17 protein-coding genes are annotated in these 17221 nt (G+C 41.8%); 12 read left to right on the plus strand and 5 right to left on the minus strand.

What is annotated here, in order from left to right; all coding sequences use genetic code 11:
• Positions 1 to 69 precede the first annotated feature (69 nt).
• Both AC1Z3S_RS04700 and AC1Z3S_RS04705 read left to right on the plus strand, forming a co-directional pair.
• On the plus strand, positions 70 to 1458 hold the full coding sequence (locus tag AC1Z3S_RS04700) for a gluconokinase (RefSeq protein WP_461739375.1): 1389 nt from the start codon (positions 70 to 72) through the stop codon (positions 1456 to 1458).
• A 131-nt stretch (positions 1459 to 1589) separates the two neighbouring features.
• Positions 1590 to 2108: a DUF2922 domain-containing protein gene (locus AC1Z3S_RS04705; protein ID WP_461739376.1), complete on the plus strand. Its 519-nt coding sequence runs from the start codon at positions 1590 to 1592 to the stop codon at positions 2106 to 2108.
• Here the strand turns inward: AC1Z3S_RS04705 and citF are convergent.
• Genes citF through citD form a run of 3 tightly spaced genes read right to left on the minus strand, consistent with a single transcriptional unit; the run spans position 2098 to position 4838 of the window.
• Positions 2098 to 3651 carry a citrate lyase subunit alpha gene (gene citF, locus AC1Z3S_RS04710; RefSeq protein WP_461739377.1) on the minus strand — a complete coding sequence of 518 codons (1554 nt, stop codon included), beginning with the start codon at positions 3649 to 3651 and terminating at the stop codon, positions 2098 to 2100. The two genes, AC1Z3S_RS04705 and citF, sit on opposite strands and share 11 nt — an antisense overlap.
• Entirely contained in the window at positions 3648 to 4541 is an 894-nt protein-coding gene (locus tag AC1Z3S_RS04715) for an aldolase/citrate lyase family protein (protein ID WP_461735508.1), read from the minus strand. The genes citF and AC1Z3S_RS04715 overlap by 4 nt, the downstream gene beginning before the upstream one ends.
• Entirely contained in the window at positions 4542 to 4838 is a 297-nt protein-coding gene (gene citD, locus AC1Z3S_RS04720; RefSeq protein WP_461739378.1) for a citrate lyase acyl carrier protein, read from the minus strand.
• 149 nt (positions 4839 to 4987) lie between these two features.
• Between citD and AC1Z3S_RS04725 the strand changes: the two genes are divergently transcribed.
• The 5 genes from AC1Z3S_RS04725 (at position 4988) to AC1Z3S_RS04745 (ending at position 10253) form a co-directional block, all read left to right on the plus strand.
• Positions 4988 to 5848 (plus strand): LysR family transcriptional regulator, encoded by an 861-nt coding sequence (locus AC1Z3S_RS04725; protein ID WP_461739379.1) that lies wholly within the window; start codon positions 4988 to 4990, stop codon positions 5846 to 5848.
• Positions 5849 to 5885: 37 nt separating this feature from the next.
• Positions 5886 to 6710, plus strand: a complete 825-nt coding sequence (locus tag AC1Z3S_RS04730; protein ID WP_461739380.1) for a prenyltransferase/squalene oxidase repeat-containing protein — start codon at positions 5886 to 5888, stop codon at positions 6708 to 6710.
• Between the two features lie 134 nt (positions 6711 to 6844).
• A complete protein-coding gene (locus AC1Z3S_RS04735; protein ID WP_461739381.1) occupies positions 6845 to 7885 on the plus strand; it encodes a zinc-binding alcohol dehydrogenase family protein in 1041 nt (346 codons plus the stop codon).
• 362 nt (positions 7886 to 8247) lie between these two features.
• Positions 8248 to 8790 (plus strand): RNA polymerase sigma factor, encoded by a 543-nt coding sequence (locus tag AC1Z3S_RS04740; protein WP_461739382.1) that lies wholly within the window; start codon positions 8248 to 8250, stop codon positions 8788 to 8790.
• The gene (locus AC1Z3S_RS04745; RefSeq protein ID WP_461739383.1) at positions 8787 to 10253 is read left to right on the plus strand and encodes a hypothetical protein; all 1467 of its coding nucleotides are present in this window, start codon (positions 8787 to 8789) and stop codon (positions 10251 to 10253) included. Before AC1Z3S_RS04740 ends, AC1Z3S_RS04745 begins: the two co-directional genes overlap by 4 nt.
• 182 nt (positions 10254 to 10435) lie before the next feature.
• On the opposite strand, the gene AC1Z3S_RS04750 is transcribed toward AC1Z3S_RS04745, so the two are convergent.
• Together AC1Z3S_RS04750 and AC1Z3S_RS04755 are read right to left on the minus strand one after the other, a co-directional pair.
• Positions 10436 to 10969, minus strand: a complete 534-nt coding sequence (locus tag AC1Z3S_RS04750; RefSeq protein ID WP_461739384.1) for a P-loop nucleotide/nucleoside kinase family protein — start codon at positions 10967 to 10969, stop codon at positions 10436 to 10438.
• Positions 10970 to 11048: 79 nt separating this feature from the next.
• Positions 11049 to 11942, minus strand: coding sequence for a LysR family transcriptional regulator (locus tag AC1Z3S_RS04755; protein ID WP_461739385.1), 894 nt, complete (start codon positions 11940 to 11942; stop codon positions 11049 to 11051).
• A gap of 126 nt (positions 11943 to 12068) precedes the next feature.
• Between AC1Z3S_RS04755 and AC1Z3S_RS04760 the strand changes: the two genes are divergently transcribed.
• The 5 genes from AC1Z3S_RS04760 (at position 12069) to AC1Z3S_RS04780 (ending at position 17220) form a co-directional block, all read left to right on the plus strand.
• A complete protein-coding gene (locus AC1Z3S_RS04760) occupies positions 12069 to 12917 on the plus strand; it encodes an aldo/keto reductase (protein WP_461739386.1) in 849 nt (282 codons plus the stop codon).
• Positions 12918 to 12990: 73 nt separating this feature from the next.
• A complete protein-coding gene (locus AC1Z3S_RS04765) occupies positions 12991 to 13836 on the plus strand; it encodes an aldo/keto reductase (RefSeq protein ID WP_461739387.1) in 846 nt (281 codons plus the stop codon).
• Between the two features lie 49 nt (positions 13837 to 13885).
• Positions 13886 to 15232: an MFS transporter gene (locus tag AC1Z3S_RS04770; protein WP_461739388.1), complete on the plus strand. Its 1347-nt coding sequence runs from the start codon at positions 13886 to 13888 to the stop codon at positions 15230 to 15232.
• Positions 15233 to 15248: 16 nt separating this feature from the next.
• Positions 15249 to 16094 (plus strand): aldo/keto reductase, encoded by an 846-nt coding sequence (locus tag AC1Z3S_RS04775; RefSeq protein ID WP_461739389.1) that lies wholly within the window; start codon positions 15249 to 15251, stop codon positions 16092 to 16094.
• 292 nt (positions 16095 to 16386) lie between these two features.
• A complete protein-coding gene (locus AC1Z3S_RS04780; protein ID WP_461739390.1) occupies positions 16387 to 17220 on the plus strand; it encodes a PRD domain-containing protein in 834 nt (277 codons plus the stop codon).
• The last annotated feature ends 1 nt before the right edge of the window (position 17221 follow it).

Here is a 17221-nt window from a genome sequence, read left to right on the forward strand (position 1 = left end):
ATGCTGAACTCTGGCTCTGGCGCAGTTCAGCATTTTTGCAATTTTTACAGGAACAAGGATGGGATTATCATGCAAAATCAAACACTCTTTTTAAGTATCGACATCGGTACCACCGCCATTAAATTTGGTCTAATTGACAACAGTCAGCTTGTCTGGGAAACTTTACAGCTGTCAAAAACTTATCAAGTGGGGGCTGCCCGTTTTCAAAAACGCAGTGAGCTTTATCAGGAGCTAAAAGCAGGAATTGCGGCTATTCCAGATGAGTTGCGACAGCGGATAAAAACAATTGGCTTTAGTGTGGCGATGCACAGTTTATTTCCTTATGAAAATGACTCTTCCGAGAATATTTTCCTTTGGTCAGATGCTCAAGCTAAAGAGACAATCAAAGAATTTAAAAGCAGTGATACTGCCCGCCAGTTTTATTTAAAAACTGGCACACCAATTCATCCGATGACTCCCTTTGCTAAGATTATGTACTTTAATGAGCAGGGGACCTACCCTCAAAATATGTCATGGTATGGACTCAAAGAGTGTTTGATGCAACTGTTCACTGGTCAATGGCGGCTAGACTTGGCCACGGCCTCAGCGACTGGTCTGCTCAATCTAAATTCCTTAAGTTGGGATGCAGAAATTTTAGATTTTCTAAATTTAACAGAAAAACAATTAGCACCTTTGACGGACACTACCGAGTTGTTTCCGATTTTGGCTGAAACTGCGAATGACTTTTCATTGCCAACAGATTGTCAAATTATGATTGGGGCCAGTGACGGCAGCTTGGCTACCTATGCTGGCTTTAAAACCAGTGGTATTCCAAATAGTTTAACCATTGGGACTAGTGCGGCTTTGCGGAAGTTGCGAACCAGTCCCCGCCTTGATCCAATCCGGCAAAATTTTTGTTATTATCTGCATCACGAACTATACGTAACCGGCGCACCGTCAAACAACGGTGGCAATGTCTTAGCTTGGGCCAGTGATATTTTGTTTGAAGAAACCGCCCACTTTTATCAAGGGCTGCCAACAGCATTAGCAGCTTCTCCAATCGGTGCTAAAGGTCTGCGTTTTGCCCCTTATCTGAATGGCGAGCGGGCCCCTTTATGGGATATGGATCAAACGGCTGGTTTTCAGAAAATTACGAGTCAGCATCGCAAGGCTGACTTTGTGCGGGCCGTGACCGAGGGTGTTTTGATGAACATTCGAACACTACAGGAAAGCCTCGGAGAAATGATTGAAATTACCGTTAACGGCGGTTTTTTCCAAACCACCGAGCTTTCACAGATGACAGCGGATGTCTTAGGTGCAACTTGTTATTTGACGGAAAAAAATGAACCGATTTTTGGTTTATATTATTTGCATCAGACAGAAGACTTAACGCCTGAGGTTCAAGAAAATTATTTTGTGCCAGATGAAACACGGCATCAAGAGTATGAAAAGTTGTTTGCCAATTACTTTATTTATTAATTAAATAATACAGATGAGCTGCTGAGATTTTTTTCTTGGCAGTTTTTTTTTCACCTCACCTGTTGATTTTTCCCTCCCTCAGGTTGTATATATTATGACAAGCTATTTTCATAAAAAGGGGAGTCGAAAACATGCGCAAACTACATCTACTATTTAAAAATGCAGACGGCAGCCGCAAGCGGATTGTGGTGGAGTGTTGTCATCAGAATTTATCCGCTGAATCAGTACGCAGGGCGATGGAGGAGATTATTGCTTTAAAGCTATTTGAGCGCAATGGCGTGCAGCTTTATACAGAAATTGTTGGGGCAAAATATGTTGAGAAGCGGATTACTATAATTTTTGATGATGGGAATAGCCGCCCTCTAAAGGAAAAAACGGCGGTTGCTCAAACAGAGCAGCTGGTGAAAGAACAGCTGCAGGCTGAGGCAGTTGTTGAGCCAGCAGGAGTATCATCGATAGAGCAATCTGAGTTTAATTTAAAATTTATCGAGCTTAATAAGGAAACAAAAAGTCTCTCGAAAAGGTTCTTTCAAAGATTCTTGTATTCTCTAAAAGAGACTGTTAAACACGTTTCAACAAAAAAACTGAGGCGGCTGAAACTGCGGAATTCCCGCAGTTTTAGCAACCTCAATCAGCGGATTATTTATTAAAGTTCTTGGGTTTTCTAACAACGTCAATCAAAGTGCCGTCGCGATATTCAATCAAGGCGACAACTTGGTCGTCAAATTCGATATCTTCTGGTTCTCCGGCATACTGATAGGCCAAGTCCCTCAATTCTTCAATAGTTTTTAGCGGAATATCGGTATCTTTAAAGGCTTCCAGTAAATCTTGACGGGCAGGATTTACCGCAACGCCATAATCGGTGACGACGATATCAATACTTTCTCCGGGTGTCGTCACAGAGGTCACATGATTGCGGACAGTTGCTAGCCGGCTGCGAATCAACGGCGCCACAATGATCGCAATTTTTGAACCGGCAGCAGTATCGGTATGACCGCCGGGAGCTCCTTGAAGGATACCAGTGGAGCCTTGGACAACATTGACATTGAAATCAATATCGACCTCTAAAGCGCCTAAGATGACAAAGTCTAGCTGATTAACAAAGGCTCCTTTGTTAAAGGGATTAGCATATTGGGAAGCGGAGATTTCAAAATGCCGTGGGTCGCTATGGGCCGAAGCGACCGAAGCCAAATCAAAGGCTTGATCGTCTAATAAGGTGTTGATGTAGCCGTCACGGTATAAATTGACGATAGGTTCAGTGATGCCCCCCATGGCCCAGCCGCATCTGACATTGGCTTTGTCCATAAATTCCTTCAAAAAGGTCGTGGTCGCTAGAGAAGGTCCACCACCGCCAGTTTGAAAGGAGAAGCCGTCTTTGAATAAGCCGGAGTGATACATACATTTGGCGGCATTTTCAGCGAGCATTAATTCTCTAGTGTCCGTCGTTAGGCGCAGCACGCCGGTGGCAATTTTTGACGCATCGCCGATTGAATCGACCTCCACCACATAATCAACATCAATCCCTTTGATGCTGGCAGGGAAATTTGGTGCGGGAACTAAAGTGTCTGTGATGATGACCACTTTATCAGCGTAACGGGCGTCACCGTCAACATAAGAAAGAACACCAGTATCAGATTTTCCGCCTTTTCCGCTGGCGTTGCCCCATTTATCGCTGGTTGGGGCTGCCAAGAAGGCGACATCAATTTTAACGGAACCGTCTTCGATTGCCCGAGCTCGACCGCCGTGGGTGCGGATAATTGCTGGATTTTTTAATTTGCCAGCAGAAACTGTTTCGCCGATTTCATCACGAATCCCGCTGGTAGAAATGCCGGTGACCGTGCCATCTTCAATACAAGGCACTAAATAATTATGTGCGGTATTTAAGCTAGAAGCACAGACTAACAAATCCTTGATTCCCAATGCGTGAATTTCCTTCATCACTAGATTGACAACATAATCCCCATTGCGCAGGTGGTGGTGAAAGGAAATTGTCATGCCATCTTTTAGCTCAGCGGCGATAACAGCTTCACGGATAGAAGCGACTAATTTACTTTCTTGTGGTTTAACGTGAGCTTTAACAGTGGGGGCACTCTTTGTGAACTCATAGCCATCACGGTAGTATTGCCCTTGAAAAACTTCCCGACCATCAGTTAAATATTTATCTGGAATCTCACGACCTAATTGATTAATCACACTAATTCCCCCTTATAGGTACCGGCAGCTTTTGCCAGTTTCAAAATTCTTTGAGCCCCTTCAACGTGGGCAATATCGACCATTTTGCCGTCGACAATCAAAACACCAATGCCGGCTTCTTTATTATCTTCAATTGCCTGAATCACATGCTCAGCGTGATAGACTTCAGCAGCATCTGGCGTAAAGGCTGCATGGGTGACGCTGATTTGCTTAGGACTAATTAGCGACTTGCCGTCAAAGCCAAGGTCTTTAATAAAGTTGACTTCCTCGACAAAGCCCTCCGGATTATCAATATCCGTATACACCGTATCAAAAGCCATCACGCCAGCTGCCCGGGCTGCCATCAACATTTGGGAGCGGGCCACGAATAGTTCTTGACCGGCAATCGTCCGTTTGGAATGCATCGTGCGGGTGAAATCGCCGCCACTCAAAGCAATGCCCATCAAACGCTCACTGCTTTTGGCAATCTCGTAAGCATTGATAATGGCAAGCGGCGATTCTAACGCCGCCATCAGCATGGTGTGTCCGACTGGTACGTTAAATTCTTTTTCGGCTGCTGCCACGAGTTTCTCAACTAATTGAACATCTGCGGCAGTCTCGGTTTTGGGTAGGCGGATGCCCTCAGCTCCGCCGGCGACAGCTGCCCGAATATCTTCTTCGAATAAATCAGAATCTAGCGCATTAATCCGCACCCAGCGCTCCACTCCCTGATAGTCAATATCCCGCAAAGTATTAAATAACTGAATGCGAGCGGAATCTTTTTCCTTTTCCGCCACGGCATCCTCCAAATCAAAAATCACGCAGTCCGGCTGATAGACAAAGGCGTCTTTGACCAAAGTCGCCCGTTGCGCATTTAAGAAGATCATCGAACGTCTAATTTTTTCTGCCATTTAAATCAGCTCCTTCCAAGCGATATTTTTATTTTTGCCGATACTGCGGAAATAGGCGGTTTCAATCCGAGCTTTAATCGTGCAATCCAAAGCCCCTTTATCGACGATTTTAATCTGGGCATTTTCCATCTCCAAATTTTCCGCCACCTTTTGAGCCAAGGCGGTAATTTGATTCCCGTATTGACTCATGACACTGCTCTCAATTAAAAATTGGTTGCCGGCTTGACTCGGGGTGATGGTAACTTGGACGTCACTGGATTCCAAAGTGCCGGCAATTGCTGCTTTTTCGATTTTCATATGCTGCCTCCTCTAAAATTTCTACCCTTTAAAAGTAACCGATTTCAGCATGAGATTAAAAGGTAAAAAAAGCATTGTATCTATGCGTAAAAGGAATGACAGTTATGGTAAAATATGAAAATAAAGAGTGTTTAAAGGAGTTGAGAGAGATGGACGAAAAAGATATTGAGATGCTGCTGGCCTTACAGCAGACCCGCAATATTACACAGGCGGCCCAGTTGTTATTTATCAATCAGTCGTCTTTGTCAAAACGCCTGTCACTATTAGAGACGAAGCTAGGTGTTAGATTATTCTTGCGTTCAAAAAACGGCGTCAGCTTTACACCAGAAGGCGAAGAAGTTTTAGCTGTCGCCATTCAAATCCAGCACCTCTTGAACAAACTGAAAGATCAGCTACAATTTGCTGAAAATGGCGTGCGGGGCAGCCTGAATCTCGGCTGTTCGATTAATTTTTCCCAGTACGAACTGCCCAAGCTAGTGGCGGTTTTTCATCAGCAAAACCCGCTAGTCAAATTAAATATCACAGCGGATTACAGCCGCACCATTTATCAAAAATTAGTGGCTGATGAGATTGATATTGCGATTATCCGGGGCGAATTTGGCGGGAATTTTCTGCGGCAATTGATTGCAGAGGACCGCATTTATCTTATCAGTCAAGAGGAATTATCCTTTGAAGAATTGCGCAAGCGGCCATTTATCTCCCGTAAAAGCGATTTTTATTTTCAAGAAGAGGTCAATCGCTGGCTGATTGAAAATGACTTGCTGACCTTATCCAGTGAAAATATTCTGGTGGACAACGCTAATTCCTGTGTTGAGTTTGTCCATCAAGGACTGGGCTGGGCAATTGTTCCCGAGATTACCTTAGTCAATTATGAAGGCTATAAAAAGGAGATTGCATTTAAAGATGGCAGCTCTTTTATCCGCCGCACTTATTTGATGTACAAAGAGAGGGCCTTGGAAATTGCGCCGGCTCGGTTATTTAAAGAAGTGGTGGAGGAAAAATTAAAGTAAAGAGGATAGCCAACTAGAAGTCTAAAGGAGGCAAAACATGCACACCCATCAAGCAGATATCGAATGGATTCTCAGCTATAAAAACCAGTTTGATTTTGATTATTGGACCACTCCTGATTTGCGTCTGTTGAAGGGCAGTCCCTTAAATGCAGTTATCGCACCAACGTATTTAGTGGAGTTAGGGGTTCCAGTTTCAGAGCCTGTCATTCAAGAAAGTGTGGAACTGTTGTTTTCTGTCTTAAAAGAAGATGGTCGTTTCAAACTTTATCCAAAGGGCGGCATTTTCCCTTGTTATACAGCCTTAGCTTTACTGAGTCTGTGCCAGCTGGGACAGGCTCAGGATTTCCGATTAGATAAAACCTTTAGCTATTTTTTGGAAACACAAGAATCTGATGGCGGTTGGAAATGCAATAAATATAGTTATGGCCGGGGAGCTGAAACAGAGTTTTCAACGCCATTGACCACCTTACTAGTCTTGCATGCCTTTTTATACCGAGAAAAATTTAGCAAAAATCCGCAAGCAGCTGCAGCAGTGGCATTTTTGTTAAAGCATTGGGAAATTAAAACGCCCATCAGTCCTTGCCATTATGGAATTGGCAAGCTGTTTAAACAAGTGGAATATCCCTTTGCTGTTTACAATTTATTTCAATATGTCTACGTGTTGTCCCATTATCCAACAGCCCAAACAGATGCCCGCTTTTTAGAAGCTTTTGCTTATTTACAAAGCAAAACGCAAGACGGAAAAATTGTAGTGGAGCGGCATTCGCCCAAGTTAAATAAACTGGAATTTTGTAAAAAAGGCCAGGTGAGTGAACTGGCCACCAAGCGTTATCAGCAGATTTTAGAGAATCTCGGGCTGTAGCTGAAAAGAACTTTTATCGGTTTTCAGACAGGCCTTCTAGCTGCTGAATTGAATAGTTTGCTGTTTAAAAGGCAAAATTATTTTCATTTTGGCCCCTTTGTTCCATAATTTAGTAGTAGAAGGAGGCGGAGAATATGCCAGAAAAACAGATGATGTCAGCAATCGGCTTTTACGAAGGCCTGCCGATTGATGAAAAGGAAAGCTTTATTGATGTAAAAGTTGAAGTTCCAACACCAAAACCGCGGGACATTTTAGTCAAGGTGCAGGCGCTTTCAGTGAATCCTGTCGATACAAAATTGCGGCAAACGACCACAAAAAGCCAGCATCTACGGATTTTGGGTTTTGATGCCGTTGGCGAAGTCGCAGCGATCGGCAGCCAAGTCGAAAAATTTAAAGTAGGTCAGCGGGTTTTTTATGCCGGCACCACTACACGAGCTGGGAGCAACCAAGCCTTTCAACTAGTCGATGAACGAATTGTCGCTTTAGCCCCGATAAATTTAAGTAACGAAGAAGCAGCTGCATTACCTTTAACCTCATTGACAGCTTATGAACTGCTTTTTGATAAATTTGGCTTGATTCCAGCCAAAAATGCCAATTCTGGCAAAAAAATTCTGGTCATTAATGGAGCCGGTGGCGTCGGTTCGATTTTAAATCAGTTGGCAAAATGGGCCGGACTGGAGGTCTATGCCACAGCAAGTCAGAAAAATTTCCCTTGGCTGCAAAAATTTGGCGCTGACCAGCCCCTTGATTATCGTCAGGATTTGGCCCAAAGCCTACAGGAATTAGGCGTTGACAAAGTTGATTATATTGCGGTTTTATTTGATATTACCGCCTATCTTGAACAAATTACCCCTTTGATTCGGCCCTTTGGTCACGTTGGTACGATTGTCGGCGTCACGCAAGCGCTTGATTTGAGCGCCTGGAAAAATCTGTCCGTGAGTTTCGATTGGGAATACATGTTTGCCAAAACCGATCATGATTATTTACTGGACTCTCAAGGTGCCGCCCTAGCTTTAATTGCCGATTTGGCCGAGCAAGGCGAACTGCAGTCGACTGTCAATAAAGTTTATGACAATGGAATCAACGCTGCAAATTTAAAACGAGCAACGAAAGATGTGGAAACCGGTCATATGCTGGGAAAAGTGGTCGTCAGCGGTCCGTTTAATGGCATATAAAAGAATCTGTTTAACTTTTAGATGAGGTCAGTGACCAGTTTTGCCGGAGTAAAAAAGAAGCTAATAACTTTTTAGGTAAGCTAACTTTCTAATTCACAAAAAAATAACTTAAAATCGAGTATCTAACCTTTCTTCGTTTCTATTTCGAAGAGGGAGGATGCTCGATTTTTTATTTGTAAACAGGCTGTCAAAGTATTCTGCTATTTCTATTTTTATTTGAACGAGTGTAGCAGATATTATTAATTGTAAAGACTATCCACATTGGCGAAGAAGGACTAAAATAAAATTGAAAAAATTTGGCATAAGTTAAGTCTTTTTGAAAATTTCTTTGTATATATAGGCGAAGGGGGGATGGCAGATTGATGAAAGAAGAGATTGCTGCGACAAAGGAAGTCGAATTAGCAGACTTGATTCAAGAATATTCTAAATTGTTATATGCGGTAGCATTATCAATTTTAGGCCGTCATGCCAGCAAAGAAGACGTCGAGGAATTGGTAAGTGATGTCTTTTTACGCTATTGGCAAAATCAAAGTAATTACAATCCGGAAAAAGGCTCTTTAAAGAATTACCTAGCGCTATTAACCAAAAGTATGAGCTTAAACAAGCTCAAGCAAAACAAACGCCTATTTGAAAAAATCACCGATTTTCCATTGGAGGATTTACCGGAGGCGGAAAAAGAAAATGCGGATATTTGGGATATCTTTTTTGAAGCCCTGTTATTAATTGATGAGCCGACAAAGGAAATTTGTCTGCAGCGGTTTTTTTATGAATTAAAACCGAAAGTGATTGCTGTAAATATGGGTATGGATTTGAAGGAAGTCAAAAATCGTCTGTACCAAGGCAAGAAGAAAATTCGTAAAGAGATGGAATTTTTATTATTAGCCCAAGGAGGTCTAAATAAATGAAAGCTTATGAAGAAATACCTTTAAGCCGCCTATCCGATGAAAATCTAGATCAATTTATCGCTATGATGGGCCATCAATTTGATACTAATAGCGAAAAAAATATCCAGCGACAGGTTTTATTGGCTGGTGAAAAGCTTACTTGGCTAGACAAAATTCGTTATTCTAAACGAAATTTGACAATTGTTGCTGCGCTAGCTAGTTTTTTTATTATTCCTGGAACAGTTTACGGGGCCAGTAAAGTTTGGCAAACATACTTTTCACAACATAATTATAGTAGCTTGATTTCAATTACCAATCAGGAAAAAAAACAAGAACAGAAATATCGCTTAGAAGTAAATTATTTACCGGAAGGCTTGCAACCAATTCCCCAGAATGAAGGAGAAGTTCCGGCGAAATTTTACAATCCAGATGCTACTGATGCGACTATTTCCACCTTGTTGCTGCAAATTGATGAAGGGCAGACGGACTTGGAGACTTTTTATACCGATTCGGCTGAAGAAATGACGCTAGCGGGTCGCAAAGTTTGGCTGATTCATAAAAAAACTAATGAAGCCTCAAACAGTCTTGATCGAACGGCCTTTGTCCTTTTTGAGGAGGAAGGATATGTGCTGCAATTGTTCATTGGCAAAGATATTCCAGAATCGGAGCTGCTGGAATTTATTCGTAATCTCGATTTAGTTCCTGCTGGTGATGGCCTCGCCTCAGATTCTTATCTGATTTCAGATTTTGAAGAAGAGACAGCGACGACTTCTGATACAGAAATGAGCAGCAACGAAGCACCTTGGCGCATACCAACGGACAGCAATTTGATTAAAAAAATTGGCGAAGAACAACATTTTAGCTTGAGCCAGCAGCTAGATGATGAGACGGATTTTGCCTTGACGGTCAATGATGTGACGGTTAGTGACAATTTATTTGAGGTTGAAAATGCTGATAGTGACTGGTCTGTGCAGGAGTTCTTTGAGCGATTGAAGGAACAGGGCTTAGTTGATGAAGCAGGTAATTTTTTGACATACACAGATACTTTGTATAACCGTGGTGATGGAAAAGATACTTTAGATACAGTGGCCGCTGAAACCCAAGACCAGATGAAGCTAGTTAAGCTAAATGTTACCTTGAAAAATTTGAGTCCAGAGGCTTTTCCTGATTTTTACTTTCAAGCCAATGCTTCAATCTTAACAGCAGTAGCTGGTTTTTATCAGCCTAAATATCTCTTTGATTGGGAACAGCAATATGCGGATATTGGCTATCGCAACTCTAGTGACCTCGTCTATCTCAGTAATCACGGTGAGGGAAAGGGGTATTACAATATCGGTACTATTGCCGGGCAAGAAACAGTCACCTTTGAAGTTGGCTACTTGGTTCCCGCTAGTGATATGGAGGATTTATTCTTAGATGGAACGACCTATAGTTATGAAGAAGGTTATGAAGCGGGACTGGAACGGGTAAAGTTGTTTGAATAAGGAAATTGAAGGAAGAAAAAAGAGAAGATTAGGTTAAAAATGAGTGTCAATTTTTGAATGAGTATTAAAACGACTGGTGAAAGTTAGCGCAAAAATGTACCGACCCAAAAGTTAGATTTTTGAAGTCGGTACAAAGCTGGCTTTTCCCAGTTTTTTTGCGTTTGCTGTGTTGTAAAACACAGTTAGAGATCTTCACCTTGGCGATATTCCTCAATTTTTTCCAACATTTCCGAAATAACCACCTCTTTATCACGGTTGTCATTGTTTATTTTTTCTGACAACGGGAAAGCTTGAAAGTTATTTAATATCACGTCTAATTTGCTAACTCCCCAAGCAATTAGCTCGGGGTTACGCTCTTGCAAGCGGGCCAAAACGGTTTCCTGACTGGCCTCTAATTGGAGATGACACAAGGGAATCTCGTTTTGCCGCAGTTCACCAATCAGCTCGGCAAAAATTTGCGGCCGATGCACTGTCATTGGCACGACGATATCTCCGTTATATTCCTGATAGATTTTTTTCAGCATCTGAACATTCCACTGACGCCACTCAGGATAATCTTGAAAGTCAGCCTTTTGCAGCTCTTTTGGCAAATTTTTTCGCAGAAAATCACCGACATTTTCCGGATCATATAAATAGGCATTTTCGAGTTTTTCTACTAAAAGCTCCGCCATCGTTGTTTTGCCAGCGCCAAATGCACCGTTAATCCAAATAATCATAAGGTCTCCTTTTGAGATAAGATATTATTTATTAGCTTTAATATTTGAAATTTAGGCCAGCATGAATTTTTCTATCTCCCTAAGGCTGTGAAGTCTGAATCGCTGTCACAATTTCAATAAAATCTGCAACTAAGGGTGCGGGCTGTTTTGCATACAAAATGCCATAGGGAATCTGGAAGTTCCATTTGACTGGAACGGTTTTAAAAGCAGGATGGATGTCCTGCCAGCCATCTAAGGTCAAAAGGGAATAATTATTTTTAATGCAGTAATTGAAGGTGTCGATGTCATAAAAGTCAGTGCTCTCAATCGTGATATTAGTATTTTTTTCCTGCAATAGGCGGCGAACTTGGTCCAAAGTGTCGGACTCGCCTTCTTTAAAAATAATAATCGTTTTGCCGCTGAAGTCTGCGGGCTCCAGCATTTTTTTGCTGGCCAAGGGATGATTTCGCGGCAGCGCCATTTCAACTGAATAGTTGCCCAATTGTAGAAAATTGGCGTGTTCTAGCCAGCTTTTAGCATCACAGGGGGAAACAAATAAATCAAAATCAGTGCCTAAATTATCTAGAACAGTAAGAATTTGGGTATGATTTTCATTGAAGGGAACCACGTTGAGCTGAAAGTCGGGAAAATTACCATAGGAGCTGTTCCACAGGTCAATCAAGGGTTTACCCGGTGACAACGAGGCGGTCCCCAAGCGGATAATCGTTGTTGTGTCGGATAATTTACGCGCCTTTTGGAGAGCTTCTTTGGCAGTTTTTTGCAGGCTGAGGCAGTCTTTATTGAGACTCTCACCGGCATCGGTCAGCAGCACACCTTGATTTGTCCGAGTAAAAAGGGCAAAACCCAGCTGGGCTTCTAAATTATTTATCTGCTTCATGACAGCCGTACTGGTGATAAAGAGTTTTTGGGCAGCTTTACTGAAGCTGCCTTCTTTGGCGACGGTTAGAAATACTTGAACTGCTGGACTCAGCATAAGAATCACACCTTTTGTATAAACTTTTAGTTGATGCAATGGTAACTTATTGGAGATTCCCTGTCAAAACCTGATGGAGTATCATAAATCACATCAAGTTAGGACGCTGGTTTTGAGGAGGCCATCATGGAAAAATTAACATTAAATAATGGTGTTGAAATGCCGCTGCTAGGCTTGGGCACCTTTCAAATGACCGACTTGGCGGAATGCAAGGCGGCTGTCAGCACAGCTTTGGACATTGGTTATCGTCTAATTGATACCGCTAGCGCCTATGGCAATGAAGCCGCAGTTGGCCAAGCGATTGCACAAAGCGGCCTGCCTCGGGAGGAACTTTTTATTACATCGAAGCTTTGGATTCAAGATGCCAGCTATCAGCATGCCAGCGCCGCTTTTGAAAAAAGCTTGGACAATCTAGGCTTGGACTATCTGGATTTATATTTAATTCATCAACCCTACAATGATGTTTTTGGTGCTTGGCGAGCTTTAGAAGAACTTTATGCCGCTGGTAAAATTCGGGCCATTGGCGTGTCCAATTTCTATCCGAGTCGGATGGTCGATTTTTTTATGAACACAGAAACGAAGCCGGCCATCAACCAGATTGAGCTGCATCCTTTTTTTCAACAGCAGCAGCAAAGGGAAATTGCTGCAAATTTTGGTTTTACGATTCAAAGTTGGGCGCCATTGGCAGAAGGTAAAAATTGTTTCTTCAGCAATCCACTGCTCTTTGAGATAGGCGAAAAATACCAAAAGACGCCGGCTCAAATTGCTCTACGCTGGCAAATCCAATCAGGAATTCCCGTGATTCCTAAATCAGTGAAACCAAATCACCTGCAGGAAAATTACGAAATTTTCGATTTCCAATTGACCAGAGCCGAGCTGGCGCAAATAAAGCAACTGGATCAAAAGCACAGCTTATTTAACGAAAAGACAAATCCAAAAGTTGCCCGCAATATGAACTCGTGGAAAATTAGTTGAGAATTCGCAACTAATTTTTATCGAAATTATCCCAAAGCAACTTAGATTCAAAAAACAGAAAGTAGGAATAATTATGGAATATGTAACATTAAACAATGGTCTGAAAATGCCAATTTTAGGTTTTGGCGTCTATCAGATTCCCGATTTAGAAGAATGCAAACGCGTTGTCAGTGAAGCGATTCAAACCGGTTACCGTTCAATCGATACCGCCCAAGCCTATGGTAATGAGGCGGCTGTCGGTAATGCCGTTAAAAAAAGCGGCCTTCCTCGTTCGGAATTTTTTATCACTTCAAAGATTTGGATTACAAATGGCGGTTACGAAAAGGCCAAAGCTTCGATTGAGGAATCGCTGCGTTTACTGCAGACCGATTATTTGGATTTAATGCTGATTCATCAGCCCTTCAATGATTATTACGGCACCTATCGGGCGATGGAAGAAGCTTATGACGCTGGCAAATTGAAAGCCATTGGCGTCAGCAATTTTTATCCGGACCGTTTCATTGATATCGCAACTTATAGTCGCATCAAGCCGATGGTCAACCAGGTGGAAACTCACATTTTCAATCAGCAAAGCCAAGCTCAGGAAATTATGCAGGAATACGGCACTCAGATTGAGTCATGGGCTCCCTTTGCTGAAGGGAAAAATGATTTCTTTAATAATACTGTTTTAAAAGAAATTGGTGGAAATCATGGCAAGTCAGTTGCTCAAGTGGCACTGCGTTATTTGATTCAACGAAATGTGGTGGTCATTCCCAAAACGGTCAGCCGAGAACGCATGACGGAAAACTTTTCAGTCTTTGATTTCGCCTTAACTGATGGCGAAATGGCAGAGATTTTCAATCTGGATCAAAGGGAAAGTCTATTTTTCTCCCACTATGATCCAGAAACGGTCAAATTTTTGACCAGCTTTGGCAGCTAAACGAAATAAAAAACAGATTTACCTCTTGGAAGGAAGTTTAAGGATACCCATGGAAACAACAAGCGTTAGAAAAATTGATTGGATTTTGCCGATTATTTTAGTAAGCTACTTTATGATTTTATTAGATAACTCGATTGTCTTCACCGGCTCAGTGCAAATTGCAGCAGATTTAAATTTAAATCCGCTGCAATTAACCTGGGTCAGCAATGCCTATGCGCTAACCTTTGGCGGGCTATTGCTCTTTGGCGGTCGGGCCGGCGATATTTTTGGTCGCCGCCGGATGTTTATTTTAGGTATGGTGATTTTTGCGATTGCCTCATTATTTGTTGGCATGGCGGGCTCGGCTACTCAAATTATCATTGCTCGTTTCTTCCAAGGTATCGGCTCAGCCATTTTAGCTCCTGCGACCTTGGCCTTGATTTTGGATAATTATCAAGGAAAAAGACGGGTTAAGGCGATTGCCCTTTATGGCGCCACCGCCGGAATCGGTGCCAGCATTGGTCTCGTTTTAGGCGGCTTTTTTGCCAGCGTCTTTAGTTGGCGGGATGGTTTTTTTATCAATGTGCCAATCGCTATTATTTTGATTTTGGCCAGTTTAAAGTTTATTGAAAGCAGCCATGCTGTGAAGGCCAAAATTGATTTGCTTGGCAGTTTACTATCCGTCTTAGGCATGTCAGCTTTGATTTATGGTATTTCTGCGGAGGCTTATCAACTGTCGATTATTCTCGGCGCCGTAGTCATTTTAATCGTGTTTATCTTAGTGGAGCATAAGATTGCCTCACCGTTAGTCCCAATGAATTTATTCCATGATAAACGTCGCAGTGGCGCTTATCTTGCTAGATTTTTATTTACAGCCGCCAGTTTCACTTACTGGTTTAATACGCCACAGTTGTTGCAAAATCATTTTGGATTTTCGCCGCTGCTGACAGGCTTTGCCTTTTTTCCGCTTACCTTAGCTGTCTTTTTCTTTTCTTACCAAACTGCTGCTTTGACGGAAAAATATGGGAACATCCGCATCTTAATCATTGGCTTGATGTTATCTGTATTAGGCTATGGCATGACGTTATTTTTAACAGAGCAAACAAGTTATCTATTAGGTGTTGCGCTACCAATGGTGGTCATCGGTATTGGCCAAGGGTTAACTTTAAGTCCGTTGACCTCCCTTGGTGTCATCGGAACTTCTGAAGATCAAGCTGGCTCGGCTTCGGGACTGGTTAACACGATCCATCAAATGGGCGGTTCAGTCGGTCTGGCTTTGATCACGACTTTATCCAGCGGGATAACTGGTGCCGTTGCAACTTATCACCGGGAAATCATCCTGTGTACCTTGCTGCTGATTTTGTCTTTGGCCGCAGCTGTGGTCATTATTTATCGTGGCAGTCGAAAAATTAATTAATATGGAGGAAGTAAACATGGAATATATTACGTTAAGAAATGGTGTTCAAGTGCCCAAACTAGGCTTTGGTGTATTTCTGATGAACGAACCCGGTGAAGCGGAGGCTGCCGTTTTAGATGCAATCAAGGTTGGCTATCGGCTGATTGATACTGCCTCACGTTATTATAACGAAGAAGAAGTGGGCGCCGCTTTGAAAAAAAGTGGTGTACCGCGGGAAGAACTGTTTATCACAACTAAGCTGTGGTACAAAGATGCCGGCTATGAAAATACCAAAAAAGCCTTTAAGCTCTCCTTAGAAAAATTAGGCTTAGACTATTTAGATTTATATTTAATCCATCAACCTTTTAATGATTATTATGGTGCTTGGCGGGCGATGGAAGAATTGTACGCAGAAGGCTTAATCCGCGCAATCGGGGTCAGCAATTTTTATCCCGACCGCCTGCGGGACTTAGCACAGCACAACGAGATTGCCCCGATGGTGGTCCAAAGAGAAACCCATCCTTTGAATCAACAATGGGAAACAGAGGAATGGCTGGCTAAAGACGGCGTCCAATTAGAAGCCTGGAGTCCTTTAGGTCGCGGCAAGGAGGAAATTCTTCAGAGCCCCATTTTGAAAACAATTGCTAGTACCCACAATAAAACGGTGGCTCAGGTCATCCTGCGCTGGTTTATGCAGCGGAACATCATCGCCATCCCAAAGGCCAGTCATCTGACACGGATTCAAGAAAATTTTGACATTTTCGACTTTACTTTGTCCACTGAGGAAATGGCTCTAATCAAAGGCATGGATCAAAAGACTTCCATTGGCGATGTATTACATGATAATCCTAAGATGCTGGATATTTTAGGGCAGTTTGAGTAAGAATGAATAGATAGTTCAGCAATTTTTATAATTGCTGGACTATTTTAAATAGCAGAGAGCTGAATATTGGACAGCTAGTGATGGAATATCTATAAATTTTTTTCAAACAAAATCAAACAAAAGAACAAAAAAATATTCAGAAAGGGTTTACAATTAAAAATTCATGTGCTAGTATAACCCTATAATAAATATCAAGTGGATTGTTACTATTCAATTAGGCAAAAACCGCAAATGACTCAGAGGCGACCTCTGTCATTTTGCGGTTTTTTTATTTTTTAAAGGAGGGGTGGCTGTGTATCGTGTTATTCAAGTCTTAAATAATAACGTAGCTATTGTAAGAAATCAGTTTGATGAGCAAGCAATAGCAATGGGAAAAGGAATTGTTTTTCAAAAAAAGAAGGGGGACTTAATTGCCGATGAAATCATTCAAAATTTATTTGTTCTAAAAAATCGAGAGTCCCAAGAAAACTTCTCAACCCTACTGAAGGACGTCCCGTTAGACTTTATCACGACTACTTATGAGATTATTGATAATGCGATAAAAAACTATAATTATTCTGTCCAAGAATATATTTATGTGACCTTGACAGACCATATTTTTTGGAATTATCAGCGTTTAATCAAAGGGGAGTATCAAAAAAGTCTGTTACCGGAAATCGAAGCTCAATTTCCCGTTGAATACGCAATTGCTAAAGATGCCTTAGTTATTTTAAAACAACGTTTGGCGATTGATTTTCCAGTAGAAGAACAAAAAAACATCGCTCTTCATTTTATAAATGCCCAGGGGAAAACGGAAAAAAATGATGAATCTAAAATCGATAAAAAACAAACAACCCTTGATTTAATCGAACAAATTTTTGAAAAAGAGCAAATTGCCCGGAATAGTCACAACCAGAATTTCTACGACCGGATGATGATCCATCTCCGCTACATGTTGGAGCGGGATGAAAATATCTCTGAAATTGATGAGTTCACCCAGAAGATGGATTCAGAATTACGGAAAAATTATCCTAAAGCGTATCAAATAGCAGAAGAAATTTATCAAACGGTTGTGAATAAGATGGGAATTGAGCTGAGTAGCAATGAAAAAGTTTATTTAACTATTCATATACAACGAGTCATTTAAA

Source organism: Enterococcus sp. LJL90, assembly GCF_056924355.1.